We start from the raw sequence: 24,327 nt of genomic DNA on the forward strand, positions 1-24,327 counted from the left end.
GCGGCGGTGGCCGGGACGGGACCGGACCCGGTCTCCTTCCCCTCGCGGCCGTGTGGCTGTGTCGGTTCGGTTCGTGAGGTCCCGCTGCCCGGCTGTCGCCGGCCTCTGCCGGCGGAGGGCCGCAGGACCGTTCAGGAGACGGGTTCCGGTTCCGCCGGGGACGCCAGGCGCTGGGACCACTGCCGCGACTCCGCGCCCAGCGCGATGTCGCCGAGCCGGATCAACTGCACGTCCGACGTCCCGGCGGGGGCGAAGATGTGGTGGGCGTCGCGCAGGTAGCGCTCCACCGGACGGTCCGTGGAGAGCCCGCACGCCGCGTGCACCTCCATCGCGGTGCGCACCGAGTCCAGGACGCTCTCGACGTTGACGAGTTTGGCGTTCATCAGCTCCGCGTCGCAGGGTTCTCCCGCGTCGAGGAGCTGTGTCGCGTGGTAGAGGGCCGTGCGCGCCGTCATCAGCCGCGACTGGATCTGTCCCAGCTTGATCTTGACGGGGGAGAGTTCGCTCAACGGTTCGCCGTAACGCTCCCGCTCGGTGCAGAACGCCGCCGTCGCCTCCATCACGGCCTGGTGTATGCCCAGGGCGACCGCGGCCAGGTTCGCCCGGCCGTAGAGGACACTGGAGGAGTAGGCGACGGGGAGGCCGTCGCCCTCGGAGCCGAGCATGTTCTCCGCGGGAACCCGGCAGTCGTCGAAGACGAGTTCGCCGAAGCTGAACCCGTGCAGTCCCATGGCGGGCCGGTGCGGCTCCAACGACAGGCCGGGGCGGTCCGACTCCACCAGGAACGCCGACAGCCCCTTGGACCCCGGGCCGGTCCGGACGACGACACCGTGCAGGTCACCGACGTGGCTGTTGCCGACGTACACCTTGCGGCCGTTGAGGACGTAGTCGTCGCCGTCCCGCACCGCCTCGGCCTCCATGCCGAGGACATGGCCCCCGGACTCCTCCTCGGTCACGGCGATCGTCGGGAGGCAGCCGCCGCTGGCGATCTCCGGGAGCCAGGCCTTCCTCTGCCGTTCGTTTCCGTAGTTGAGGATCTTGGCCACGCCCAGCTGCGAGGCCTGGGCCATGGCTCCCATCGCGCCGCTGACCCGGGAAAGCTCCTCGATGATGATCGTCTTCGCGAGATGCCCCTCACCCATTCCGCCGTACTGGCGACCGATCGTCACCCCGATCCAGCCCTGCCCGGCTATCAACTGGGACAGGCCGTGCTGCACGGACCGGGACTCTTCCATCTCCGGCACGTGAGGGAGGATTTCGGTTTCTGCGAAAGCCCGGACCTCTTTCCGTAGGCGTTCGTGTCGTTCACTCGTGAACGAGCCGGCCATGCGGAGCTCCTCCCACGTCGTTTTCCAACCCGCAGGCACTCCTCAACAGACATAAGAGACTGTCTCACCCATGGATGTGCCTCCTGGTCATGGTGGATATACCGCATACAAAACACAAGTCATCGCCAACCTGACTTCACAGAACAAAACCAATGAAAGGAATCACTTGTGAGTGAGGTTTATCAGGAGGAAAACGAGAAAGTGGGTAGTCCGAACTTTTTTCCCAGCGGAAACCATACTCCCTACGCGCTTCCCATCGTTTCCCTGGTTCCGGTCCGTCTATAACACGGAATTCGGACCGCGCACATGAAAAAACACCGACAGTGCTCGGGCAACCACGCTACCGGCCGGAAACGACGGGCGGGACGGTTCGCCCGACCACGCCGGCTCCCCGGCGGATCGACCGTGTCTTTATCCGTTACCTACACGCTCCCTCGTAGGCTGCCGCCGTGATATGTCCCAAGTGCCAAGGTTCGATGCGCACCTACGACCGGATGGGTGTGCACCTGGAACAGTGCGAGAGCTGCCGCGGTATCTTCCTCGACCACGGTGAGCTCGAACAGATCGCCTCGGCGGAACAACAGCACTACAGTGCCCAGCCTCCGCCCTACCAGGGTGGCGGCCGCCCGGACTCTCCCCCGCCCTTCCAGGGTGGGGACCGGCCACCCTTCCCGAGTGGGGACCGGCGCGGCTATCCCGACTCACCCCGCCCGTACGGCAAACGGCGGAAGAAGAGCTTCCTGGAGAACCTCTTCGACTAGGCCCTGTCCGGTGGACGCTGTCCGCCGAACAGCATCCGATCCCGCCGGGAGACCACGTGAACCCGCTCGTCTGCGCGCGTTGCGGCGCGCGCGTCGACCCCTCCGGGGCCGCCGAAGCGGCCCTCACGTGTGTCACCTGCGGCCACCGCCAACCGTTCCGCCGCCTTCCGCTGTACTGTGTGACCGGCCCGAGCGGCACCGGCAAGTCCGCGGTGGGGCGGCTGCTGGTGGACGCGCTCGCCGACCGGTTCGTCGTCCTGGAACAGGACGTGTTGTGGACCGCGGGACTGCGCGACCCGACGGACGAACACCGGCGGTTCCGGACAACCTGGTTACGGATGGCCGGAATGATCCAGCAGAGCGGGCGTCCCGTCGTCCTGTGCGGAACCGTGGTGCCACCCGAGCTCGAACCGCTGCCGGAACGGGCGCTGTTCTCCGACATCCACTACCTGGCGCTGACGTGCGAACCGGACACGCTCGCCGCCCGGCTGCGCGCCCGGCCCGCCTGGCGCCAGTGGGACGAGCCGCGGATCGCCGAGATGCTCGACTACGCCGCGTGGGTCAGCGACACGGCCCACCGCATGAGCCCCCCGATGACGCTGCTGGACACCACGGACGGCACCGTCGCGGACACGGCATCGCGCGTCACGGCCTGGATCGACCACCGCCACGGCTAGGTTCTGTTTTCGGACGCTTGTCCTGCTGCGCGTCGCCCCAGGGCACCGCCCGGCGGCGTTCCCGTCGGTCGGCGGAGGGTCCGCTCCGCCTCCCTCCTCGGCCTTGCCGGGCGGCACCGGAGACGCCGCTCGCGACGAACAGCGCCCGAAAATAGAACCTAGCCGCCCGCCACCGAGGGCAGCACCCGAACCTCCTCCCCGTCCGGTACGGGGGTGTCCAGCCCGGCCATGCCGCGGCACTCCTCGTCGCCGACGAAGACGTTGACGTAGCGCCGCAGCTGGCCGCGCTCGTCGCGGATCCGCCGGTCCACCCGCGGGTGCAGGCGGGTGAGTTCGTCGAGGACGTCCCGCAGCGTCGCCCCTCCGGAGGGGACGGGAGGCTCCACCTCCACGCACGGCGCGCCGTCGCAGTCGGAGCGCAACACCTGCGGCAGGACAACGGTCGCCCCCATCACGCCACCTCCGCCGCGCGCACGCACAGCACGTCCGGCAGATGCTGCGTGACCCGGTGCCACTCCCCGCCGTCCGCGGCGGCGTAGACGTCGCCGCTGCGGGTTCCGAAGTAGAAGCTGGGGACGTCCGCCCCGTCGGTGCAGGCGGCGTCGCGCAGCACGATGCCGTGGTGCGGCTCCCCCGGGAGACCGCGGTCCGCCGGGTGCCAGGTCGCGCCGCCATCCTCGGTGCGGTAGGGACGCAGCCGGTTGTCCGGCGGCAGGTGGCACGTGTCGCTGACGACGGGGAAGTTCAGCACGGTTCCCGGGGTGTGCGGGTGGGGGACCATGGCGAAACCGAAGTCGGTGGGCAGCCCGTCGGCGATCGACGTCCACCCGCGGCGGGGCTCGCCGCTGCGGTACACGCCGTGGTGGTTCTGCGTGTAGAACACGCCGTCGCTGGCGAGCGCGACCTTGTGCACGCACTGCCCGTACTCGGGGGTCTCGCCGGGCAGGAAGGGGGCTCCGATGCCGTGGTTGGCGGGGGTCCACGTCCGCCCCTCGTCGCGGGTCTGGTACACGCCGCCGGTGGACATGGCCACCGTCATCGCCCGCGGGTCGGTCCCGTCGGCGTCCACCCTGCCGGGGAGGACGGTGTGCAGGGCCTTGCCGCCGGCGCCGGGGAACCAGTGGGGGCGGTGCGGGTGGTCCCACAGGCCGCGTACCAGCGAGAAGCTCTCCCCGCCGTCGGTGGAGCGGAAAAGCGCCGAGGGTTCGACACCGGCGTAGACGGTTCCCGGATCGTCGCCGAACGCGAACTGCCACACCCGGACGAAGGCCTCGTCGGCGTCGGCGGGGAACGCGATCGGGGCGCGCGGTGGTTCGTGCCAGCTCTCGCCGAGGTCGTCGCTGAACCACACGCTGGGGCCGAAGTGCGAGCTTTCCGTCCCCGCCAGGATCCGGCGGGTGTGCGGGTCGATGCCCACGGCGTACACCCCGGCGGTGTTGGCGTAGTCCTCCGGGTCGAGACGGTGCGGACCGCTCACCCGCCAGGTGGTGCGGTCGTCGCTGCGCGCGGTGAACAGCCCCTTGCGGGTTCCGATGGCCAGAAGAAACGGCATGGTCAACCTCCGTAGTGGACCGGTTGGCCGTTCACTCTGGCAGAGCCCGCCGACATTTACGGGCTCCGACACGTGGTGGGAGAGGCGGGAGGGGGATGGAACCAGCGGGAGGAATCGCCGAGGCGGCCCCAACGGCTCTCACGGACCTGTTCGTACCGGGCGGATACGAGTACGGCATGGACAAGGCCGCCGATTCCGCGAGGAGCCCCGGGAGTCCCGACCTTCCAGCCACAGCCGGGGGTTACCGCGTTCCTCCCGCGGTCACGGACGGCTACGGGGCAGGGGGTTACAGGCGGCCGGACCGGACCTCGTCGAGGAACGCCCGCCACTCGGAAGCGGAGAACGACAGGTGCCCGGCCCGCCGGTTCTGGGTGTCGCGGACATCCGCTCCAGCCGCATGGTCTCGGACCTCGACGCACTGCCCCCCGTTCTGGGAGTAGCTGGACGTGCGCCACTCGTGCATCTCATGCATCACTAATCTCCTTCAACTTGCGGAAGGTGTCGTCTGCAGGGAGCGCACTACCAAGGGCGGTACGCGCAAGGTCTTGGAGGCGCTGCACACCCAGAGTTTCATTGACGATGATAGTGCCGTTCGTGTGTTCGGATGTTGCGACTCGTGACCCGTCCTGAAGCCGGTAGATCTGGAAGGGGGACGTGACACCGGCCAGGATGCTTCCGGAGGGGATCATGTGAACCCGTACACGGTCAGAGGCGATGCGTTCTAGCAGATGGGTCGCTTGCTCTTTCCGGGCGGGATAGGGAACACCGGTCAGGCCTGTCTCGGGGAAGGTCGCGAACACACGAACGTCCTTGCCGAGCTGGTCAAGTTGGGAACAGCGAACGCGGACGAGTTCCTCAATGGCTCCCATCGGGTCGGACGGTCGCCCTTCCGCCAGCGCATAACGTGCGTACAACGGCGATTCCAGTAGCGCAGGGACCAACACAGGTGTGACAACTTCAATCGATACAGCACGTTCTGAGAGCTGCTTATCATCGCGCAACCACGGGGGCACCCCGTCTGCCTGTGTAGTTTCTTCCCATATGCGCACCAGGCCGCCACGCGCGGCGAAGAACTCATCGAGCTTTTTCGCTGTAGCTCGATCCGGGGTTGTCCTCCCTGTTTCCCAGTTGGAAGCGGCGGAAGGGACGTAGCCTATGGCGTCCGCGACCTGTGCCTGGGTGAGTCCGCGCTGTTTGCGGAGGCGACGAAGCTCTCGTTGCAGATCATTCATATAACACAGAATCTCACGGTCGCATCACAGGTGGGGAGTATCAGAACAGGAATAAACGTGTGTCCTTACGCGGCGGCGGGAACCGGGATCACCCTGAACGGCATGACACAACTACTCGCGTCAGAACAGAGCCAGAAAGAGGCATACCGGGTGGAATCCACCCCCGGTTGGGGGTGGATCTGTCTTCACCGTGTTGTGGCCTCGGTCCACATGCTCAGAAAGCAGATGTCATGAAAGAACCTCCGCGAGAGTGCCCGCTCTCCGGAGGTGTGGCCACCGACTGGAATGGAGTCGATGACGATGCCCCAGTTTATGCATAATCTCGCGTCCTTGTGGACGCTGCTCGTGATCCTGGCGATCGCCTTGTTCCCACGCACGCGTTACCGGCATCGCCGCGAGCGTCTGGAACCACACGCCGCGGTGCCACTCGCGTCCCGCCGTCGTGCGGCGGCGCGCCGGTTCACTGTGCCGCCGCAGAGGTTTCCGGCAACGAGGCCGGAACCAGTCGCCGGGACGCTTTCCGAGCCCGAGGTGCTTGATCCCGAGGAGCACAGTCCGGTGCGGCCCTACGTGACCCAGCACGAACGCCACCGGCGGGAACAGGAGGAAGGACGGCGCTGCCCGGCCTGCGGCGCGGCCGTCGCATCCGACATTGCGCCGGAATCTTCCACCCCTCCGGCCTTCGGCGATGGTCTCGACGACGTCCGCGCGGAGTTGTCCCCGCTGGTGCGCCAGTGGCTGTCCCAGCGCGAGGAGAAGAGCACGGTGGGGGTGGTTCGGTGAGTATCCCCGAGATCTGGTCCTCGTCCCTGTTGCGTCCGGGTGATGTCGCCGAGGCCTTCGGCGTCACCACCTCCACCGTCAACACCTGGGTACGCGAGGGCCACCTGACCCCGGTCCTGGTCACCCCAGGAGGGCACCGCCGGTTCGCGCCCGGCCAGGTTCAGGACCTCATGGCCGCCACCCACCAGGACCAGGGGGGTGGTGACACGTGAACCTCACCCCGCAGGAACGCCGGGAACTACTCGACCTGCTGGAGCAGCTCTCCCAGGCCATAGACGGCAACGCCCTGTGGCCCGGCCAGATACGCGACATCCTCCGGGAACTGCACGCACGCGTGGTTGCCTGGCTCGGCGACACCGACGAGAACGGCACCGAGAACCCACCCCCGCCCCACCACGACCAGTAACTGTTTCCTCGGATCCCGCATCCGGCCGTTCCCCGGGTGCGGGACCCGCCGCTGGCGCCGAGATCGGAGAAAACCACGTATGTGCCCCGCGCGATACGTGGACAACGACAATGTCGGCACACACGAGCCGTGCCACCAGCGCGAAACCGCGCCTTCCTCTCGGCTCACATGGGGGTGCGGTCTCAGTAGCAAGACGGTACGGTCAGATCCTGACCGCGTTCGCCGGAATACCGGCCCTGTGGAATCACAAAAGAATAACGCCATGCGTTCTCGCAGGTGGTGGCCTGTGAGCCCCACGCACGTGGGGATGGACCGATGGCCGACCGCACCCAAAGTTCGGTGGTCACGTGAGCCCCACGCACGTGGGGATGGACCAGTATGCGTAGCCGCTGCAGTGAGCAGCGTTACGTGAGCCCCACGCACGTGGGGATGGACCGACGCGCTGCCCCAACCGGGCACCATGATCCCTGGTGAGCCCCACGCACGTGGGGATGGGGCCGGGCGAGGTCACCTGTGAGCTGTGCTGGCAGCGGGTGCACACACGGGCGGGAGTAGGGGGCGCGTTCTCAGCCTCGGTACCCGACCGGGGTCGCGCGGAGGTGTGGTCGGCAGGGCGTGCGTCGCAAGGACGGATGTGGTCTCCTGGCCTCGTCGCGGTGGTGGAGGCCGCGCCGCCTGGTAGTGATCCGTTTGTGAGGGGTGTGCGTGTTATGTCCGAATATACAGAAGTTGCACACACGGGCATGCGCGCGACCTAGAAGACCAGGTCAGAGAGGATGCTCCCCGCGCACGCGGGGATGGACCCCGCACGGTACCAGTGAGAGGGAACTGCTGTCGATGCTCCCCGCGCACGCGGGGATGGACCCTCGCTCCCATAGGTGCGCCGGGCCCGTGGGGAATGCTCCCCGCGCACGCGGGGATGGACCCCACCCCGGCGACACCCACCTCGCCGGACTCTTATGCTCCCCGCGCACGCGGGGATGGACCCCCACTCGTAGTCACCGCTGACACGGTCCGGGCATGCTCCCCGCGCACGCGGGGATGGACCCGCCAGGGCCGCGAGGTCCCAGCTCAGCGCCTCATGCCTCCCCGCGCACGCGGGGATACGCCTCTCCACAGACCACCGAAACCACCCGCCCCGGCGTCAGTCCCGGGAAGCGGGGCGGTAGTACCACCACCACTGGTGGACGGTGTTCAGCAGCGGCTCGAACCCCGGAGCCGGGTGGGTCGCCGGTGAGACCGGCGCGGGCAGGGTCGTGGACCGGCCGGAGGCCAGCGTTACCTCCACCGTCTGGAACCGCCCCCGGAGCCGCGGCCGGACACCGGTGACCTCCCTCCACGGGATCAACCGTTCGCGCAGCTGGTGGACCATGATTCCGTCCGGCCGCAGCCGGGTGTGGGCGTGCAGCGTCAGGTGCCGGTTCAGCACTCCCGCGGCGCACAGCACGAGTCCGCACAGCGTGTAGGCGCTGTGCGGCACCAGCGAGAGACCGGAGGCCGCCTCACCGCCCCAGGCCAGCGGCACCAGGATGATCCGCGCGACACCCGCGGCCACCTGCAGGAGACCGAACGCGAACTGGGCCCAGGCGAGCCGCACCATCCCCCGCCGCGCCTCGTTGTCGATCCGGTAGTACCCGTCCGAATCCATCGCCGTCCCCACGTCGGGCTGTCACGTCCGCGACGTGCGACGGCCGCGGGCACCCCGCGGTTCCCCGGCGGCCTCCGGTCCGCGCGTCAGCTCCGCTGCCCGGAGTGGTGGTGCCGCAGCCACTGGCGGAGGGTCTCCAGCTGCGCGGGGAAGTTCGGGTCCGGCTGGGCGATCCTGTCCATCGGGGCGGGCAGGCGCCTCTGCCGCCCGGACACCAGTGTCACCGCGGCCGTCCGGAACCGCATGAAGGTCTGGGTTTGGACCTCGGCGATGTCCGACCAGGGGATGAACCTGTCGCGCCACTCGTGGACGACGATGCCGTCCGGGCGCAGCCGGATGTGGGCGTGCCGGAACATGTGCCGGTTCAGCACGCCCACCGCCACGATCGTGGCCCCGCACACGGCGTACAGCGTGTACTGCCACCACGCCGCGCCGGATGAGGAGGAAGCGCTCACCAGCGACGCGTTCGCCAGCCCGGTGACGAACAGAAGCACTCCGCACACCATCTGGGCCCAGGCGAGCCACACCATCCCCCGCCGCGCCTCGTTGTCGATCCGGTACTCGTCCGAAGACATCGCTACCTCTCGTGTCGGGGAACCGGGCTCCGCCACCGGGGCGGCGCGGGACCGCCGCCCCCGTTGCCACCGGAGCGGGCGGTGCCGCACCATCCCGATGATTGCACCACCCCCTCCGCGAGGAACAGCATGCCCCCCCTTCGCAGCTCGCTGGGAACCGTACCCCTGGTCGCCCTCGGCACGGCCGGGGTCATCGGCTCCAGTTGGATCTACACCGGAAGCGAGTTCTTCTCCGCCTACGACGCGGGCGGTGAGATTCTCGGACTGGCGCTCGCGACCGTCTTCGTGTCGTGTATCGCCCTGGCCTACGGGGAACTCGCCTCGGCGTTCCCCCGGGCGGGCGGCGAGGTGGTGTTCGGTTACGTCGCGTTCAACCGCGGGGTGGCGTTCGCGGCCGGCTGGCTGCTCACCGGGGCGTACGTGAGTTCGCTCGCCTTCTACGTCACGTCGCTGGGAGCGTTGCTGGGCGATGTCGTACCGGGGATGGCCACGGTAGCGCTGTACACCGTCAACGGCACCACGGTGCACCTTCCGGTGCTGGCGCTGGGGGTCACGGTCGCCGTGTTCGTGTTCGCGGTGAACTGGCGTGGGGTCTCTCCCGGGGCGTGGGCGCAGTTCGCCCTGTTCGCGGTCATGCTCACCATCGGTCTCGTGCTGGCGGCGGTGGGGTTCGGACACGGGACCGCCGGGAACGCCTGGCCGCTGTTCAGCGGCGGACTCGCGGAATCCGCGGGCCGGACAGCGCGGTTCGTGCTTCCCGCTATGACGTTCCTGACCGGCTTCTCCCTGGTGACCGTGCTCGCCGAGGACTCCCGGGTGCCGCCGCGCAGGCTGGGCCGGGTGATCCTGGTGACCGTGGGTCTGGCGGGCGCCTTCTACTGCCTGGTGCTGCTCGCCACGGCGTGGGTGATCCCGTGGCAGCGCACCGCCTCCCTCGATCGGGGAACGATCGACGCGTTCCTCGCGGCGGGTTTCCCCGCCCTCGGGTGGGCCGCCTACACGGTCGCGGTGCTGGGGCTGGTGACCAGCTTCCTGGGATTGTTCGTCGCCACCTCGCGCATCGTGCTGGCCATGGGGCGGGCTGGGCTGCTGCCCTCCGGACTGGCCCGCCTGCACCCCCGGTACGGCACCCCGACCCGCGCCCTGGTGTTCACCCTCGCCGTGGTGTTGGGACTCGGCTGGCTCGGAGAGGGGGCGCTGACCTGGTTCCTCGACACCGGCGGTGTCTATGTGGGGCTGGCGTGGGTTCTGGGAGTGGCGAGCATGTACCGGGTGCGACGTACCTACCCGCACCTGGACCCTCCGTTCCGCGCGCGGCCGAGTGCGGCTCCGGCTCTCGGGGCGGTACTTGCCACCTGCGTCATCGCGTTCACCCTGTGGCCGGGGACGGGCATGTCCCTCGTGTGGCCCTGGGAACACGCCATCCTACTGGCATGGGCCGCGCTGGGAGTGGCCCTGTACGCGCGGACGCGGCGCGCCGACGACGACGCCGCGCTACGCACCCTCCTCGGGTCGCGCTACGACACGCTCACCACCACGCGGCGAGAGTGACACCCACGACAACACAACCGCAGGTCACGACGGAAACCAGTCGGATCACACGGGGCCACCCGGCGGTGTGAGCACACTGTTTCCGGCGTGTTACCGCACGACACGCCGCGGAAACAGCGCGTCCCTAGGGTCGGCCGCGACACCACCCGCCGAGCAGGAAGGGCTGGCCGCGACGTGGACACCGCCACCCCGATACAGCGCGCACCCGGACGCTGGCTCACCGACTGGGACCCCGAGGACGAACGGGTCTGGAACAACGGCGGCCGCGAGGTCGCGCACCGCAACCTGGCCGCCTCCGTCCTCGTGGAGCACCTCGGGTTCTCGGTGTGGACCCTCTGGTCCGTGCTCGTGCTGTTCATGACCCCCGAGACCGGGTTCGACTACACCGCGGCGCAGAAGTTCCTGCTGGTCGCGGCCGTCACCCTCGTGGGGGCGCTGGCGCGGGTCCCCTACACCCTGGCGGTACCCCGGTTCGGCGGGCGCAACTGGACCGTGTTCGTGGGAGCGGTGCTGCTCGTCCCGACCGTGACCGCGGCACTGCTCATCCAGCGCCCCGACACCCCGTTCTGGGTGTTCGCGCTGCTGGCGCTCACCGCCGGACTCGGCGGCGGCAACTTCTCCTCCTCCATGTCCCACATCAGCTTCCTCTTCCCGCAACGGCGGAAGGGAGCGGCGCTGGGGGTGAACGCCGGCGGCGGCAACCTGGGGGTGCCCGCGGTCCACCTGCTGGGCCTGGCGGTGATCGCCCTGTTCACGGAGCGCGCCGGCCACGTGCTGCCGCTGCTGTACGTGCCGCTGCTGGTGGTGGCCTGCGCCGTCGCCTGGCGCCGCATGGACAACGTCGCCGGGGCGCGCGGGAACGCCGCCGAGCAGCTGGCGGTGTGCGCCGACCGGCACACCTGGATCATGTCCACGCTGTACGTCGGCACGTTCGGTTCGTTCGTCGGCTACGGATTCGCGTTCGGCCTGCTGCTGCAGAACCAGTTCGGCCGCAGCCCGATGGAGGCCGCCACCGTCACGTTCCTCGGGCCGCTGGTCGGTTCCCTGGCCCGGCCGGTCGGCGGGTGGCTGTCCGACCGGTTCGGCGGCGGCCGGGTCACCGCGCTCGTGTTCCTCGCGATGACGGCCGGTACGGGGGTGCTGGTGCTCGCGTCGCTGCAGGGGGCGCTGCCGCTGTTCACCGCCGGGTTCCTCGCGTTGTTCGTCCTCACCGGAGTCGGCAACGGTTCCACCTACACCATGATCCCGAACATCCACGCCGCCCGGGCCGCCAGCCGCGTCGCCGCCGGTGCGCCGCGGGAACGGGCCGTCGCGGAGAGCAGACGCGCCGCCGCGGCGCTGCTGGGGCTGGTGGGCGCGGTCGGGTCGCTCGGCGGCGTCGGGATCAACCTCGCGTTCCGGCAGTCCTTCGCCGCCACCGGTTCGGCCACCCACGCGTTCGTGGCGTTCCTCGGGTTCTACGTCGTGTGCGCCGCGATCACCTGGCTGGTGTACCTGCGCCGCCCCGCGACGGCGCCGCCCGCCGCGTCCGAGCCCGAACCCGCCGCGACCGCCCCGGGAGCCTGACGTGACCACCACCCACTGCCCCTACTGCGCGCTGCAGTGCGCCATGCACCTGGAGCCCGACCCGGAGGGCCGGCCGCGGGTCCGGCCGGCGGACTTCCCCACCAACCGGGGCGGGCTGTGCCGCAAGGGCTGGACCTCGGCCGAGGTGCTGGACGCGCCCGACCGGTTGACCACCCCGCTGGTGCGCGCCAGCCGGGACGAGGAGTTCACCCCGGTGGACTGGGACACCGCCCTGGACCACGTGGCCGGCGGGATGCGCCGCCTGGGATCCGAGCACGGCCCGGACGCGGTGGCGGTGTTCGGCAGCGGCGGGCTCACCAACGAGAAGGCCTACCTGCTGGGGAAGTTCGCCCGGCTGGCGCTGGGCACCTCCCGGATCGACTACAACGGCCGGTTCTGCATGTCCGCCGCCGCCACGGCGGGCAGGCGCGCGTTCGGTCTGGACCGGGGCCTCCCCTTCCCGCTGAGCGACCTCGGCGGGGCGGACGTGGTGCTGCTGGCCGGAGCGAACCCGGCCGAGACGATGCCGCCGATGATGGGCCACCTCACCGCCCCGCGGCTGGTCGTCGTCGACCCGCGCCGCACCGCCACCGCCGAACACGCCCGCACCTCGGGCGGACTGCACCTGGCACCGCGCCCGGGCACCGACCTCGCGCTGGCGCTGGCGCTGCTGCACGTCGTCCACGCCGAGGGGTGGGACGACAGCGACTACGTCGCCGCCCGCACCACGGGCTTCGATCGGGTGTGGCCGCACGCGGCCGGGTGGTGGCCGGAACGCGCCGAACACCTCACCGGGGTTCCCGCCGGCGACATCCGCCGGGCGGCGCGGATGCTCGGCACCGCCTCCCGCGCCTACGTCCTCACCGGCCGCGGCACCGAACAGCACTCCGACGGTTCCGACAGCGTGTCCGCGTGGATCAACCTGGCGCTGGCGCTGGGCCTGCCGGGACAGCCCGGTTCGGGCTACGGCTGCATCACCGGGCAGGGCAACGGCCAGGGCGGCCGGGAGCACGGCCAGAAGGCCGACCAGCTGCCCGGCTACCGCCGTATCGACGACCCCGACGCCCGCGCACGCGTCGCCGACGCGTGGGGCGTGGACGCGGAGACGCTCCCGGGAGCCGGACCCAGCGCGACCGAGATGCTGAACGCGTTGGGCAGCGCCGACGGAGCGCGGGGTCTGTGGCTGGTGGGGTCCAACCCGGTGGTGTCCGCCCCCGACGCGGGGCGGGTACGCGAACGGTTGGCCGCGCTGGACCTGCTGGTGGTGTCCGACTTCGTGCTGTCCGAGTCGGCCGCGCTGGCGCACGTGGTGCTGCCGGTGGCGCAGTGGGCCGAGGAGACCGGCACCCTCACGAACCTGGAGGGGCGGGTGGTGCGCCGCCGCAAGGCGGTGGAGGCGCCCGCGGGGGTGCGCACCGACCTGGAGGTGCTGCACGCGCTGGCCGGCCGGCTGGGGCAGCCCCCGGAACGGTTCCCCGCCGACCCGGACACGGCGCTGGCGGAGCTCGCCTCCGTCACCGGCGGCGCCGCCGCCGACTACTCGGGGGTGGGTCCGCACCGGCTGGACAGCGGGGAGGAGCTCTACTGGCCCGCCCCGGCGGGAGGTGCCCCCACGCCGCGGGTGTTCCTGGACTCCTTCGCCCACCCGGACGGCCGCGCCCGCTTCGTCCCGGTCGAGCACACCCCGCCCGCCGAGACGCGCGACGACACCTACCCGCTGGTCGCGACGACCGGCCGGCTCATGGGCCACTACCAGACGGGTGCCCAGACCCGCCGGGTGGCCGAACTGGCCGAGGCCGAACCCGAGGCGCGGGTGGAGGTGCATCCGGACACGGCCCGCCACCACGGGCTCGCTGCGGGCGGCCTGGCCCGGGTCTCCTCGCGGCGCGGGAGCGTGCTGGCGCGGGTGCGGCTCTCCCCCGGAATCCGGCGGGACACCGTGTTCCTCCCGTTCCACTACGGCGGTGAGGCGGCGGCGAACAATCTGACCAACCCGGCCCTGGACCCGGTGAGCCGGATGCCGGAGTTCAAAGTGAGCGCGGTCCGGTTGGAACCGGCCGACGCGGGCGGAGAGGAGGAGCGGGGATGACCCGGACCAGGCACATCGTGGTCGTCGGCCACGGCATGGTGGGGGCGCGGTTCGCCGAGGAGGTCGCCGCGCGCGACCCGCGGGGCGAGCGGGTGCGGCTGACCCTGGTGGGGGCCGAACCCGAGGGCCCCTACAACCGGGTGCTGCTGTCCGAGGCGGTCAACGGGCAGCTGCGCCCGGAGGAGCTGGCGCTCCCGGAGGTGGCGGCGCCCAACGTCACGGCGCGCAGCGGGGTGGCCGCGACCGCGCTCGACCGGACCGCGCGGCGCGTCCACCTGGACGACGGCGGCGAGCTGGACTACGACGAGCTGGTGCTGGCCACCGGCGCCGACCCCGTCTTCCCGCCCGTGCGGGGACTCACCGACGCCGGCGGGCGGCCCGCCGACGGGGTGACGGCGCTGCGGGACATGGCCGACTGCCGCAGGGTGCGCGAGCTGTCCCGGGCCGGTTCCCCGCTGGTGGTGCTCGGTGGCGGCGTGCTCGGGTTAGAGGCGGCGCGTGGTTTGAACGAGGCCGGAGCCCGGGTCGCCCTCGTGGAGGGCGCGCCGTGGCTGATGCGCCGCCAGCTGGGCCGGGAGGCCGCCGGCATCCTCGCCGAACGTTTCCGCTCCCTGGGCGTGCAGGTGCACACCTGGCGAGTCGCGGAACGGTGGGTGCCCGGACGCGGGTTGGAGCTCGACGACGGCCGGACGCTGGCGGCGGACGGCGTGGTCGTCACCGCGGGGGTGCGCGCCCGCACCGGCCTCGCCGCCGACTCCGGACTCGCCGTCGACCACGGCGTCCCGGTGGGCGACACACTGGCCACCGCCGACCCGCGGGTGCACGCCATCGGGGACTGCGCCCAGCACCCCGGCGGCGGCGCCGGCCTGGTGGCGCCGGGCTGGGAGATGGCGCGGGTGCTGGCCGACCTGCTCACCGGAAGCGACCCGGGGGCGCGCTACACCGGCAGCCGCGACATCACCCGCCTGAAAGCCGCCGGTGTCGACCTGACCGCGTTGGGTGCGGCGGAACCCGGCGAGGACGCGGAGACCGTCACGGTCAGCGACCCGGGCGGCGGCCGCTACGCCGCGCTGTCGGTGCGCCACGGCCGCGTCGCCGGCGCGGTCCTGCTGGGGTTCCCGGAGGCCGCCGCGACCATCGGTTCGCTGTACACCGACGACGCCCCCGTCCCCGAGGACCGGTTGGCACTGCTGGTGGGCGGCGACCGGTCCGAGGCGGACACCGGCACGGACTCCGGCGGCGGGGACGCCACCGTGTGCCACTGCAACGCGGTGACGCGCGGCCAGCTGGAGTCGGCGTGGCTGGAGGGCGCCCGCACGCGCTGCGACCTCGCCGAACGCACCCGGGCCACCACCGGTTGCGGCTCCTGCACCCGCGACGTGGACGCGTTCGTGTCCGCGATGAGCGACCGGGACACCACCCCCGTTCCGGCCGCCACGTAGACCCTTTTCGGACAGGGCCGGAACGCGGGCGCGAAGGGAAACACCGGCGTCACCGCCCGCTAACGGCGACGAAACACCACTCGGGTTCGCTGGGACCCGGGTTGTACGGCACCCGGCCGCAGCGCCGCGTCCGGGACGAGCACGAGGAGATCCGACCACCCGTCGCAGGGAGGACCGCTCGCATGGGACAACTCGTCGTCATCGGAAACGGCATGGTGGCGCACCGCCTGGTGGAGGGGGTGTGCCGCCGCGACACGCACCGGCAGTGGCGCGTCACGGTGCTCGGGGAGGAACCCCGCCCCGCCTACGACCGGGTCGCGCTGTCGTCCTACGTCGAGGGCGCGTCCGAGGAGGAGCTGCGGTTGGCGGACCTCTCCGCCGACCCCCGGGTCGAGCTGCGCCTGGGGGAACCCGCCGCCGCCATCGACCGGGAGAACCGCACGGTCACCACCGCGGCCGGCGCGGTGCTGGACTACGACGCCCTGGTGCTGGCCACCGGGTCCTCCCCGTTCGTCCCGCCCGTTGCGGGCCGCGACCTGCCCGGGTGCCACGTCTACCGCACCGTCGACGACCTCGACGCGATCACCGCCGAGGCCGAGGCGGCCCGTGCGGTGTCCGACGCGGGTGTGGTGATCGGCGGCGGGCTGCTCGGGTTGGAGGCGGCCAACGCGCTGCGGCTGCTGGGGCTGGAGCCGCACGTGGTGGAGGCAGCTCCGTGGCTGATGCCGCGCCAGGTCGACGAGGGCGGCGGCGCCGTGCTGGGGCGGCTCGTCTCCGACGTCGGGGTGCGTTCGCACACCGGCACCGCGGTGGACGCGGTCGAGCCGGGCGACGACGGGCGCGCCTCCCGTGTCGTGCTCGGGGACGGGACGGTGATCGACACGGGCGTCGTCGTGTTCTCGGTGGGGGTGCGACCGCGGGACGCCCTGGCGCGGGAGGCCGGCCTGGTGATGGGCGAACGCGGCGGTGTCGCCGTCGACGGGGCCTGCCGCACCAGCGACCCGGCGGTCCACGCGGTGGGCGAGGTCGCCAGCGTCGACGGTGTCTGCTACGGCCTGGTGGCTCCCGGCAACGCCATGGCCGACGTGGTCGCGGACCGGCTGGTGGGCGGCGACGCCGTCTTCCCCGGTGCCGACACCTCCACCAAGCTCAAACTGCTGGGGGTGGACGTCGCCAGTTTCGGCGACGCCCTCGCCACCGCACCGGACGCGCTGGAGGTGGTGGTCAACGACGCCCCGGGGAAGCGTTACGCGAAACTGGTGGTGTCCGACGACGCCACCACCCTGTTGGGCGGGGTGCTGGTGGGTGACGCCTCCGCCTACGCCACCCTGCGGCCGCTGGTGGGGCGGGAGCTGCCCGGGGACCCGCTGGCGCTGGTCTCCCCCTCGGGCGGCGGCGCGGACGGCGTCGGGGCGGACGCGCTGCCGGACGACGCCCAGGTGTGCTCCTGCCACGCGGTGACCAAGGGGGCGTTGAACGCGGCGATCGGGGACGGCAACCACGACGTCGCCGACCTGAAGTCCTGCACCCAGGCGGGTACCGGGTGCGGCAGCTGCGTGCCGATCCTGCGCAAGCTGCTGTCCAGCGCGGGGGTGGAGCAGTCCACCGCGCTGTGCGAACACTTCGCCTACTCCCGCGCGGAGCTGGTGGAGGTGGTGCGGGCGACCGGCGTCACCACGTTCTCCGAACTGGTCTCCACCCACGGGCGCGGCCGCGGCTGCGACGCGTGCAAGCCGGTGGTGGCCTCCATCCTGGCGTCGTTGGGCAACGGGCACGTCCTGGGCGGGGAGCAGGCGGCGCTGCAGGACACCAACGACCACGTACTGGCGAACATGCAGCGCAACGGCACCTACTCGGTGGTGCCGCGGGTTCCCGCCGGAGAGGTCACCCCGGACCAGCTCGTCACCATCGGCGAGGTCGCCCGCGAGTTCGGGCTGTACACCAAGATCACCGGCGGCCAGCGCATCGACATGTTCGGGGCGCGCATCGAGCAGCTCCCGTGGATCTGGAAGCGCCTCACCGACGCCGGGTTCGAGTCCGGCCACGCCTACGGCAAGGCGCTGCGCACCGTGAAGTCCTGCGTGGGCACCACCTGGTGCCGCTACGGGGTGCAGGACTCGGTGGGGATGGCGGTGCACCTGGAGCTGCGGTACCGGGGGCTGCGCTCCCCCCACAAGATCAAGGCCGCGGTCTCCGGGTGCGCGCGGGAGTGCGCCGAGGCCCGCGGCAAGGACTTCGGGATCATCGCCACCGAGAACGGGTGGAACCTGTACGTGGGCGGCAACGGCGGTTTCTCCCCCCGGCACGCCCAACTACTCGCCTCCGACCTGGACGACGACACCCTGGTGCGCTACGTCGACCGGTTCCTGATGTTCTACATCCGCACCGCCGAGCGGTTGCAGCGCACCGCCGGGTGGATCGAGGACCTCGAGGGCGGACTGGACCACCTGCGCGACGTCGTCGTGCACGACAGTCTCGGCATCGCCGCCGAGCTGGAGGAGGCCATGGCCGCCCACGTGGCGGGCTACACCGACGAGTGGCGCGACGTGCTGGAGGACCCCGAGAAGCTCTCCCGGTTCGTGTCGTTCGTCAACGCGCCGGAGAGCCCCGACCCGTCGATCCGGTTCGAGACCGAACGCCAACAGCCGGTTCCCGCCATGAGCGGCCCCGTGCCGCTGGGGATGCCGGCCCCGCACGCGACCGTGGAAGGGAGCCCCGATGTCGGGTGACACGCTGCGACACCACCGGACCACCTGGGTCACCGCCTGCCCCTCCGACCAGCTGTCGCCGGAACGCGGGGTGGCCGTGCTGCTGCCGGGCGGTGCGCAGGCCGCGCTGTTCCGCACGTTCGACGGGCACCTGTACGCCGTGGACAACGTCGACCCGGCCACCTCCGCGGCGGTGATGGCGCGCGGCATCGTGGGGGACCGCGACGGGGAACCCACCGTCGCCTCCCCGCTGCACAAACAGGTGTTCTCCCTGCGCACCGGACAGTGCCTGGACGACCCGCGGCTGTGGCTGGCCACCCTGCCGGTGCGGGAACGCGACGGGACCGTCGCGGTGGCCGCCCCGGAGGAGCCGCCCGCGGGGAGCGGGTCGTGACCACCGCCGCACCGGAGGGAGCAGCCCGCCTCACCGCGTCCCCGGCACCGTTGGCGGGGTTCACCGTCGGGGTGACCGCTGCCCACCGCGCGGAGGAGCTGTCCGTACTGCTGCGCCGCCGCGGCGCCGAGGTCCTGCACGGTCCCGCGCTGCGTATCGCGCCGCTCGACGACGACCGGCGGCTGGAGCTGGCCACCCGGGAGCTGGTGGCGCGCCCGGCCGACGTCACGGTCGTCACCAGCGGGGTGGGGCTGCGCGGGTGGATCGAGGCGTGCGAGACCTGGGGGCTGGGCGAGCAGCTCGTCGCGGCGCTGCGCAGCTCCCGGCTGCTGGCGCGGGGGTCCAAGGCCACCGGGGCGCTGCGCGCGGCCGGGTTGCCGGAGGCGTGGTCCCCGCCCTCGGAGTCCTCGGACGAGGTGCTGCAGCACCTGCTCGCGCGGGGTGTCGCCGGCAGCCGGATCGCGGTCCAGCTGCACAACGGGACGCTTCCCGAGTTCCGCGCGGCGCTGCGCGCGGCCGGCGCCGACGTCGTCGCGGTCCCGGTGTACCGGTGCGGCGCGCCGCTGGACACCGGACCGCTGGACCGGCTCATCGACGCCGCCGTCGGCGGGGAGGTGGACGCGGTGACGTTCACCAGCGCCCCCGCCGCGGCAGGGGTGCTCGACCGCGCCGACGGCACCGGCCGCGGCGCCGACCTGGAGCGGGCGCTGCGGGGGCCGGTGCTGGCGGTGAGCGTGGGCCGGGTCACCGCCGGACCGCTCACCTCCCGGGGGCTGCCCACGGTGTGGCCCGAGCGGGGGCGAATCGGCGCCCAGGTGCGGCTACTGTCCGAGGAGTTGGCCGGCCGCGCCACCACCCTGACCGCGGCCGGCCGCACCCTGCAGCTGCGGGGAAGCGCCGTGGTGCTGGACGGGGAGGTGATCCCGCTGCACCCGGGTCCGGTCCGGCTGCTGCGGGAGCTCGCGCGCCAGCCGGGCCGGGTGCGCGGCCGGGAGGAGCTGCTTTCCGCCCTCGGTAGCCGGAGCGGGCCGCACGCGGTGGACACCGCGGTGATGCGGCTGCGGTCGGCTCTCGGGGACGCGCGGCTCGTCCAGACCGTGGTCAAGCGCGGGTACCGGCTGGCGGTGGACCACACGGCACGCACCGGAGAGGAGGAGTGGTGAGCCCGACCCTGCTGCTGGCCGTGCACGGCACCCGCCAACCGCGCGGTGTCGCGGCGGCCCGGGATCTGGCGCGCCGGGTGTCGCGGCGGTGGGACCTGCCGGTCCGGTTGGGGTTCGCCGACGTGCTCGCGCCGAGTGTGGGAGAGGTCGCCGCCGGTGTCGACGGCCCGCTCGTCGTGGTTCCGGCGTTCCTCGCCTCCGGCTACCACGTGCGCACCGACATCCCCGACCAGCTCGCCCGCCACGGCCGCGCCGCCTCGTCCAGGCGGGCCTTCGCCCCGGCGACCGGGTGGTCCTCGCCGCGGCCGGTTCGTCGGACGCCTCCGCCGCTGCGGAGGCCGGTGCAGCCGCCCGGCGTCTTTCCCACCGGTTGGGGACCGGGGTCCGGGTGGGCTACATCGCGATCGGCCGTCCCACCGTGGCCGACGTCGTCGCGGACGCACGCGCGGGGGAGAAAACGCGGGTGGCGGTGGCGCCGTGGCTGCTGGCGCCGGGACTGTTCCACGACAGCCTGCCGGAGGCGGGTGCGGACGTCGTCGCAGAGCCGCTGTGCCCCGACGTCGGTGTGGTGGACGCCGTGTTGGCCCGCTACCGGGAGGCCGCGGCCCGGCGCCCCGACCGTGGACCGTAACCCGCGGTGTTCCCGGGACACAGCAGTGTCCTATCCCCGGACCGCCTCACCCCTCCCCTCAACGACCCCGTGGCCGCCGCTGCCGTCATCCGGGAACCACCGCTCCTCGACCAGCGGACCGGCGAGGGGGACGACGATACTCACCAGCACGGCCATCCCGGCCACACCGGCCACCAGCGGCCACAACCGGAGGCCGAGCCTCATGTAGAGGGCGACCACGGCGATCAGAACGGCGCCGGACACGGCGGCCACCGGAGTCAGGGGCTGGATCAGGGTCTCACTGAAGGCCCGGACGCCAGGGGTGGACGGCTCGCTCAGGGCCGGAGCCACGATGGCCGGCGCCACCGGCGGGAGCAGCCCGAGCAGAGCACCCCTCCGGGGGTGGGGCACCCCGAACCTGCGCAGCAGCCACGCCACTCCCGAACACCCCGCGACGATCAGCCCCGCGTCGATGGTGAACACGACGGCCCGGAGGATCAGCGCCCCGGTCGGCGTGTAGTCGTCGTACAGGTTGGCGGTCTTGCCGTGTATGACGAGGAAGGCCAGGAGCGGAACCATCAGGGTGAACAGCCAGCTCAAGATCCCCCCGGCCGCGACCGCAGGGACGAACCACAACATCGGGAGGACCGAGGTCGAGGGGGGAACCCGCGCTCCGTCTGACTGGGGTGCGGCCTGAGCGCTTTCGCTCACGTTCCTCCCTCGCGGGGTCGCCGACACGGTCCTTTGATGGGACGCCGGGAACAGCCCCGCGGTTGTCCACACCGCGGTCCCGTGGGAGCGGACGGTCACCCGCGGCCGCCGTCCGGAGTCGCCTGTCCGCGCACCAACCGGTGACCGGACGGCGGCCGTTGCTGTGACACGGGAGCACCGCGGGTCAGTCGAGGCCGGTGACCATGGTGGCGACGCTGTCCAGGTAGGCCAGGGTCTCGTTGCGCGGCATGGTGGGCAGGTCGATCAGTATCCGTTCGACGTCCAGCCCGGCGGCGGCGGTGATGTCGGTGGGGTTGGCGGGCACGCCGAACACCGTGACCGGCAGCCGGCCCCGACCCTGCTGCTGGCCGCGTTCCCGCAGTTCGGCGATGCGGGAGGCGAGCGGTTCCGTCTCCCCGTTCCAGCGGGGGAACCACCCGTCGCCGTAGTCCAGCACCCGGTCCAGCACCGTGGGCGCCTCCCCGCCGACGAGGACCGGGAGGTGCGGCTGCTGTACCGGTTTGGGCCAGGCGTACATCGGGTCGAAGTCCACGAAGTCACCGTGGAACTCGGCCACGTCGCTGGTCCAGATCCGTTTGATCGCCCTCACCCGTTCGCCCAGCAGGGAGACGCGGGTTCGGGGGTCGGTGCCGTGGTGGCGCATCTCCTCCCTGCCCCACCCGGAGCCCACACCCAGCACGAACCGGCCGTCGCTGACCCGGTCGAGGGAGGCGGCCTCCTTGGCCACCATGATGGGGTCGCGTTGCACGAGCAGCGCGATACCGGTACCCACCACCAGCCGCCGGGTGGCGGCGGCCGCGGCCGACAGCGCGACGAACGGGTCCAGCGTGCGGTAGTACCGGCGCTCCAGCTCCTCCGCTCCCACCTCGCGGGTCACCGGGATGTGGCTGTGCTCCGCGGTGAACAGCGCGTCCAGCCCGCGCTGCTCCAGCGCCGGGCCGAGTTCGGCCGGAGCGATCCCCTCGTCGGTGATGAACGTGGACACACCGAATTCCATACGTGTCGAGCCCGGCGGTGGAGTTCTCGGGTCCCCGGACCGGGCCCTCCCCCCTTTCCGGACGCGCGGCTGTCTGGTCCGCCGCCACGACGCCGGGAAACGGCACGTCAGCGGCTCGGGCCCCTCTCCGGGAGGATACGGCCGTCACGCATGGTGGTGACCGTGTCGGCGGTGTCGAGGTACTCGGTGTCGTGGGTCACCATGAGCGTGGCGACGTCGTGGGTGCGGGTCACGTCGGCGATCAGTTCCACGATCCGCGCCCCGCGATCATGGTCGAGGGCGGCGGTGGGCTCGTCCACCAGGAGGACCCGCGGGGTTCCGGTCAGGGCGCGGGCGATGTTCACGCGCTGGCGCTCCCCGCCGGAAAGGTGGGCGACGCGCCGGTGCTGTTTGCCGTCCAGCCCCACCGTCGCCAGCAGCCTCTCGGCGGCGGCGCGGTGGGTACGCGGCGGCCGACCGCGCATGTGGTCGGTGACCAGCAGCTGCTCCACCGCGGTGAGGGACGGGATCAGGTTGGGCTGCTGGAACACGATCCCGATCCGGTTGAGCCGCAGCTGGGTGCGCGCCCTGTCGCCCAGGTCGGTGGCCTCGGTTCCGGCGATCTCCACGGTGCCGGTGTCGGGCCGGATCAGGGTGGCGGCGGCCGCCAGCAGACTGGACTTCCCCGAACCGGACGGGCCGACGAGGGCGTGCAGCTCGCCGGGGGCGGCGCTCAGGGACACCCGGTCCAGCGCGGTGACGGTGGAGTCGCCGTCGGGGTAGGTGAGGGTGACGTCGCGCAGGGTGATGCTCATCGGGATCCTCCCAGGGCGGTCAGCGGGTCGACCGAGGTGATGCGGCCGACGGCCAGGACGGCTCCGACCATGCCGAGCGCGGCCATGCCGGCGACCGGCGGGACGGTGGTGGCCAGGGTCAGCTCGAAGGGCACGGCTCCCTCCACCGCGGTTCCGACCGCCGCGGCGACCGCACCGCCGGTGCCGGTGCCCGCGGCGAGCACGAGCAGCGCTTGGGCCAGGGCGTCGCGCAGCAGGTAGGCGGTGGAGCCGCCCAGCGCCTTGAGGACGGCGATGTCTCCGGTGCGCTGGATCGTCCACACCGTGAGGAACGCACCGATGACCAGGGCGGAGATGACGTAGAGGAAGCCCTGGATCATCAGCAGCGAACCGTTCTCCGAGGAGAACGCCCCGATCGCCTGCAGGCTGTCCGAACGGGTCGCCGAGACCGTTCCGGCATCCTCGTCGACGGCGGCGGTCTCGGCCGAGGGCGCGTCGGCGGCGACCACCGTGCCGGCGGGTGCGTCCCCACCCCCGGCGGGGGCGAGATCGCGCCAGGTTCCCAGGGAGGTCCACACCACCGGCGTGTGGCTGTACTGGTCGTCACCGGCCACCCCGGTGACGGTGAGGTCCTCCCCGGCGATGGTGACGGTGTCGCCGGCGGCGAGGTTCTCCTCCTCGGCTATCGACCGCCCGATGACCACCTGCCCGTCTCCGGCCCCGTCCGGGGCGAGCTTCCCACCGGGGCGGGCGGCGAACACGGTGGCGCCGGTGGTCTCCCCGCCGTCGAGTTCCAGCCGGGTCTGGGTGATGCCCAGCGGCTCGGCCCACGCCACCCCGTCGGCGCCGCTCCACTCCTCCACCTGGTCGGCGGTGACGGAACTGTCCGCGAACGACTCGTCGGGTTCCTCGTCACCGGAGGAACCGAAGGCGATGTGGCTGGCGGGCAGGTTGGCGACGGCGGAGGTGGACTCGTTGGCCAGCCCCGCGGTCAACCCGGACAGCAACACGGTGAGCAGTGTGATGAGGGCGATGACCGACCCCATGAGCGCGAACCGCCCCTTGGCGAACAGGATGTCGCGGATGGCGACGAACACGGACGCGCCTCCTTCTCTTCTCGTTCGGCTACACCCACCACGATCGGGCAAAACACGCTCGTTGCCATCGGGCGCGGGGTTGGTCTCACGCGTCCGTGGGGTTGAGGCGAGAATCAACCGAACGGTTGATGTCCTGCGGCGAAGACCACGGCTAGGGTTGGATGCGCCGCCGAGCAACCGACCGCGGTCGGAGGGGACCGCGGCCCGGAGCCACTGTTGCCGTCACCGGCGACGAGGACACCG

24 protein-coding genes, 1 pseudogene and 1 CRISPR repeat array are annotated in these 24,327 nt (G+C 71.8%); of the genes and pseudogenes, 14 read left to right on the top strand and 11 right to left on the bottom strand.

The annotated features are described in order from the left end of the window. Nucleotides 1-131: 131 nt before the first annotated feature. Nucleotides 132-1,328 (bottom strand): acyl-CoA dehydrogenase family protein, encoded by a 1,197-nt coding sequence (locus FHX37_RS16645; RefSeq protein ID WP_141924758.1) that lies wholly within the window; start codon nt 1,326-1,328, stop codon nt 132-134. A 449-nt stretch (nt 1,329-1,777) separates the two neighbouring features. On the opposite strand from FHX37_RS16645, the gene FHX37_RS16650 reads away from it, so the two are divergent. After that, a complete protein-coding gene (locus tag FHX37_RS16650) occupies nt 1,778-2,089 on the top strand; it encodes a TFIIB-type zinc ribbon-containing protein (protein WP_141924759.1) in 312 nt (103 codons plus the stop codon). Nucleotides 2,090-2,145: 56 nt separating this feature from the next. Continuing rightward, a complete protein-coding gene (locus FHX37_RS16655; RefSeq protein WP_141924760.1) occupies nt 2,146-2,766 on the top strand; it encodes an AAA family ATPase in 621 nt (206 codons plus the stop codon). A gap of 158 nt (nt 2,767-2,924) precedes the next feature. On the opposite strand, the gene FHX37_RS16660 is transcribed toward FHX37_RS16655, so the two are convergent. From FHX37_RS16660 to FHX37_RS16675, 4 genes are all read right to left on the bottom strand, one after another. Beyond that, nucleotides 2,925-3,218, bottom strand: a complete 294-nt coding sequence (locus tag FHX37_RS16660; protein ID WP_141924761.1) for a MoaD/ThiS family protein — start codon at nt 3,216-3,218, stop codon at nt 2,925-2,927. Next, nucleotides 3,218-4,318 carry a beta propeller repeat protein gene (locus FHX37_RS16665; protein ID WP_141924762.1) on the bottom strand — a complete coding sequence of 367 codons (1,101 nt, stop codon included), beginning with the start codon at nt 4,316-4,318 and terminating at the stop codon, nt 3,218-3,220. Before FHX37_RS16665 ends, FHX37_RS16660 begins: the two co-directional genes overlap by 1 nt. Nucleotides 4,319-4,604: 286 nt before the next feature. Continuing rightward, on the bottom strand, nt 4,605-4,781 hold the full coding sequence (locus tag FHX37_RS16670; protein WP_141925319.1) for a DUF397 domain-containing protein: 177 nt from the start codon (nt 4,779-4,781) through the stop codon (nt 4,605-4,607). Between the two features lies 1 nt (nt 4,782). After that, entirely contained in the window at nt 4,783-5,550 is a 768-nt protein-coding gene (locus FHX37_RS16675) for a Scr1 family TA system antitoxin-like transcriptional regulator (protein WP_141924763.1), read from the bottom strand. Nucleotides 5,551-6,081: 531 nt separating this feature from the next. On the opposite strand from FHX37_RS16675, the gene FHX37_RS16680 reads away from it, so the two are divergent. From FHX37_RS16680 to FHX37_RS16690, 3 genes are read left to right on the top strand one after another with little or no spacing between them, the layout of a single operon-like run. Then, nucleotides 6,082-6,333, top strand: coding sequence for an SUI1 family translation initiation factor (locus FHX37_RS16680; RefSeq protein ID WP_141924764.1), 252 nt, complete (start codon nt 6,082-6,084; stop codon nt 6,331-6,333). Then, nucleotides 6,330-6,545 (top strand): MerR family DNA-binding transcriptional regulator, encoded by a 216-nt coding sequence (locus FHX37_RS16685; protein ID WP_211351856.1) that lies wholly within the window; start codon nt 6,330-6,332, stop codon nt 6,543-6,545. Before FHX37_RS16680 ends, FHX37_RS16685 begins: the two co-directional genes overlap by 4 nt. Next, nucleotides 6,542-6,739, top strand: coding sequence for a hypothetical protein (locus FHX37_RS16690; RefSeq protein ID WP_141924765.1), 198 nt, complete (start codon nt 6,542-6,544; stop codon nt 6,737-6,739). The genes FHX37_RS16685 and FHX37_RS16690 overlap by 4 nt, the downstream gene beginning before the upstream one ends. A gap of 776 nt (nt 6,740-7,515) precedes the next feature. After that, a CRISPR array of direct repeats spans nt 7,516-7,788; the repeat unit is 29 nt; unit sequence ATGCTCCCCGCGCACGCGGGGATGGACCC. 95 nt (nt 7,789-7,883) lie between these two features. Here FHX37_RS16690 and FHX37_RS16695 read toward each other — a convergent pair. Continuing rightward, on the bottom strand, nt 7,884-8,387 hold the full coding sequence (locus tag FHX37_RS16695; protein ID WP_141924766.1) for a hypothetical protein: 504 nt from the start codon (nt 8,385-8,387) through the stop codon (nt 7,884-7,886). 86 nt (nt 8,388-8,473) lie between these two features. Continuing rightward, a complete protein-coding gene (locus tag FHX37_RS16700; protein ID WP_141924767.1) occupies nt 8,474-8,962 on the bottom strand; it encodes a hypothetical protein in 489 nt (162 codons plus the stop codon). 129 nt (nt 8,963-9,091) lie between these two features. Here FHX37_RS16700 and FHX37_RS16705 point away from each other — a divergent pair, with 129 nt between their 5' ends. The 9 genes and pseudogenes from FHX37_RS16705 to FHX37_RS24235 all read left to right on the top strand — a co-directional run bounded on the left by FHX37_RS16705 (nt 9,092) and on the right by FHX37_RS24235 (nt 20,506). Further along, complete coding sequence (locus tag FHX37_RS16705; protein WP_141924768.1) at nt 9,092-10,513, top strand: APC family permease; 1,422 nt, start codon at nt 9,092-9,094, stop codon at nt 10,511-10,513. 174 nt (nt 10,514-10,687) lie between these two features. Next, a complete protein-coding gene (locus FHX37_RS16710; RefSeq protein ID WP_141924769.1) occupies nt 10,688-12,079 on the top strand; it encodes an MFS transporter in 1,392 nt (463 codons plus the stop codon). A gap of 1 nt (nt 12,080) precedes the next feature. Then, entirely contained in the window at nt 12,081-14,168 is a 2,088-nt protein-coding gene (locus tag FHX37_RS16715) for a molybdopterin oxidoreductase family protein (RefSeq protein ID WP_141924770.1), read from the top strand. Then, the gene (locus tag FHX37_RS16720; protein ID WP_141924771.1) at nt 14,165-15,610 is read left to right on the top strand and encodes an FAD-dependent oxidoreductase; all 1,446 of its coding nucleotides are present in this window, start codon (nt 14,165-14,167) and stop codon (nt 15,608-15,610) included. The genes FHX37_RS16715 and FHX37_RS16720 overlap by 4 nt, the downstream gene beginning before the upstream one ends. Nucleotides 15,611-15,792: 182 nt before the next feature. After that, nucleotides 15,793-18,339 carry a nitrite reductase large subunit NirB gene (gene nirB, locus FHX37_RS16725; protein WP_141924772.1) on the top strand — a complete coding sequence of 849 codons (2,547 nt, stop codon included), beginning with the start codon at nt 15,793-15,795 and terminating at the stop codon, nt 18,337-18,339. Further along, nucleotides 18,329-18,712: a nitrite reductase small subunit NirD gene (gene nirD, locus FHX37_RS16730; protein WP_141924773.1), complete on the top strand. Its 384-nt coding sequence runs from the start codon at nt 18,329-18,331 to the stop codon at nt 18,710-18,712. Before nirB ends, nirD begins: the two co-directional genes overlap by 11 nt. Then, the gene (locus FHX37_RS16735; RefSeq protein ID WP_141924774.1) at nt 18,709-19,875 is read left to right on the top strand and encodes a uroporphyrinogen-III synthase; all 1,167 of its coding nucleotides are present in this window, start codon (nt 18,709-18,711) and stop codon (nt 19,873-19,875) included. Before nirD ends, FHX37_RS16735 begins: the two co-directional genes overlap by 4 nt. Before the next feature lie 77 nt (nt 19,876-19,952). After that, nucleotides 19,953-20,060 (top strand): annotated as a pseudogene (locus FHX37_RS24230) (hypothetical protein); the annotation flags it as partial. A 104-nt stretch (nt 20,061-20,164) separates the two neighbouring features. Next, on the top strand, nt 20,165-20,506 hold the full coding sequence (locus tag FHX37_RS24235) for a CbiX/SirB N-terminal domain-containing protein (protein WP_449405184.1): 342 nt from the start codon (nt 20,165-20,167) through the stop codon (nt 20,504-20,506). Nucleotides 20,507-20,536: 30 nt separating this feature from the next. Here FHX37_RS24235 and FHX37_RS16745 read toward each other — a convergent pair whose 3' ends face one another. The 4 genes from FHX37_RS16745 to FHX37_RS16760 all read right to left on the bottom strand — a co-directional run bounded on the left by FHX37_RS16745 (nt 20,537) and on the right by FHX37_RS16760 (nt 24,084). Further along, complete coding sequence (locus FHX37_RS16745; RefSeq protein WP_141924775.1) at nt 20,537-21,196, bottom strand: hypothetical protein; 660 nt, start codon at nt 21,194-21,196, stop codon at nt 20,537-20,539. Nucleotides 21,197-21,380: 184 nt separating this feature from the next. Then, on the bottom strand, nt 21,381-22,202 hold the full coding sequence (locus FHX37_RS16750) for an LLM class F420-dependent oxidoreductase (RefSeq protein WP_246062325.1): 822 nt from the start codon (nt 22,200-22,202) through the stop codon (nt 21,381-21,383). Between the two features lie 119 nt (nt 22,203-22,321). Then, nucleotides 22,322-23,008, bottom strand: coding sequence for an ABC transporter ATP-binding protein (locus FHX37_RS16755; protein WP_141924777.1), 687 nt, complete (start codon nt 23,006-23,008; stop codon nt 22,322-22,324). Then, the gene (locus FHX37_RS16760) at nt 23,005-24,084 is read right to left on the bottom strand and encodes an ABC transporter permease (RefSeq protein ID WP_141924778.1); all 1,080 of its coding nucleotides are present in this window, start codon (nt 24,082-24,084) and stop codon (nt 23,005-23,007) included. The genes FHX37_RS16755 and FHX37_RS16760 overlap by 4 nt, the downstream gene beginning before the upstream one ends. Nucleotides 24,085-24,327: the final 243 nt, after the last annotated feature.

Origin of the sequence: Haloactinospora alba, from assembly GCF_006717075.1 — a bacterium.
Lineage (GTDB): Bacteria > Actinomycetota > Actinomycetes > Streptosporangiales > Streptosporangiaceae > Haloactinospora > Haloactinospora alba.

Bases quoted from the DNA above. Each gene is read 5' to 3' on its own strand.
- FHX37_RS16695 (WP_141924766.1), bottom strand. From the start codon at position 8,387: ATGGATTCGGACGGGTACTACCGGATCGACAACGAGGCGCGGCGGGGG.
- FHX37_RS16700 (WP_141924767.1), bottom strand. From the start codon at position 8,962: ATGTCTTCGGACGAGTACCGGATCGACAACGAGGCGCGGCGGGGGATG.
- FHX37_RS16670 (WP_141925319.1), bottom strand. From the start codon at position 4,781: ATGCACGAGTGGCGCACGTCCAGCTACTCCCAGAACGGGGGGCAGTGC.
- nirD (WP_141924773.1), top strand. From the start codon at position 18,329: ATGTCGGGTGACACGCTGCGACACCACCGGACCACCTGGGTCACCGCC.
- FHX37_RS16720 (WP_141924771.1), top strand. From the start codon at position 14,165: ATGACCCGGACCAGGCACATCGTGGTCGTCGGCCACGGCATGGTGGGG.
- FHX37_RS16755 (WP_141924777.1), bottom strand. From the start codon at position 23,008: ATGAGCATCACCCTGCGCGACGTCACCCTCACCTACCCCGACGGCGAC.
- FHX37_RS16665 (WP_141924762.1), bottom strand. From the start codon at position 4,318: ATGCCGTTTCTTCTGGCCATCGGAACCCGCAAGGGGCTGTTCACCGCG.
- FHX37_RS16705 (WP_141924768.1), top strand. From the start codon at position 9,092: ATGCCCCCCCTTCGCAGCTCGCTGGGAACCGTACCCCTGGTCGCCCTC.
- FHX37_RS16645 (WP_141924758.1), bottom strand. From the start codon at position 1,328: ATGGCCGGCTCGTTCACGAGTGAACGACACGAACGCCTACGGAAAGAG.
- FHX37_RS16660 (WP_141924761.1), bottom strand. From the start codon at position 3,218: ATGGGGGCGACCGTTGTCCTGCCGCAGGTGTTGCGCTCCGACTGCGAC.
- FHX37_RS16675 (WP_141924763.1), bottom strand. From the start codon at position 5,550: ATGAATGATCTGCAACGAGAGCTTCGTCGCCTCCGCAAACAGCGCGGA.
- nirB (WP_141924772.1), top strand. From the start codon at position 15,793: ATGGGACAACTCGTCGTCATCGGAAACGGCATGGTGGCGCACCGCCTG.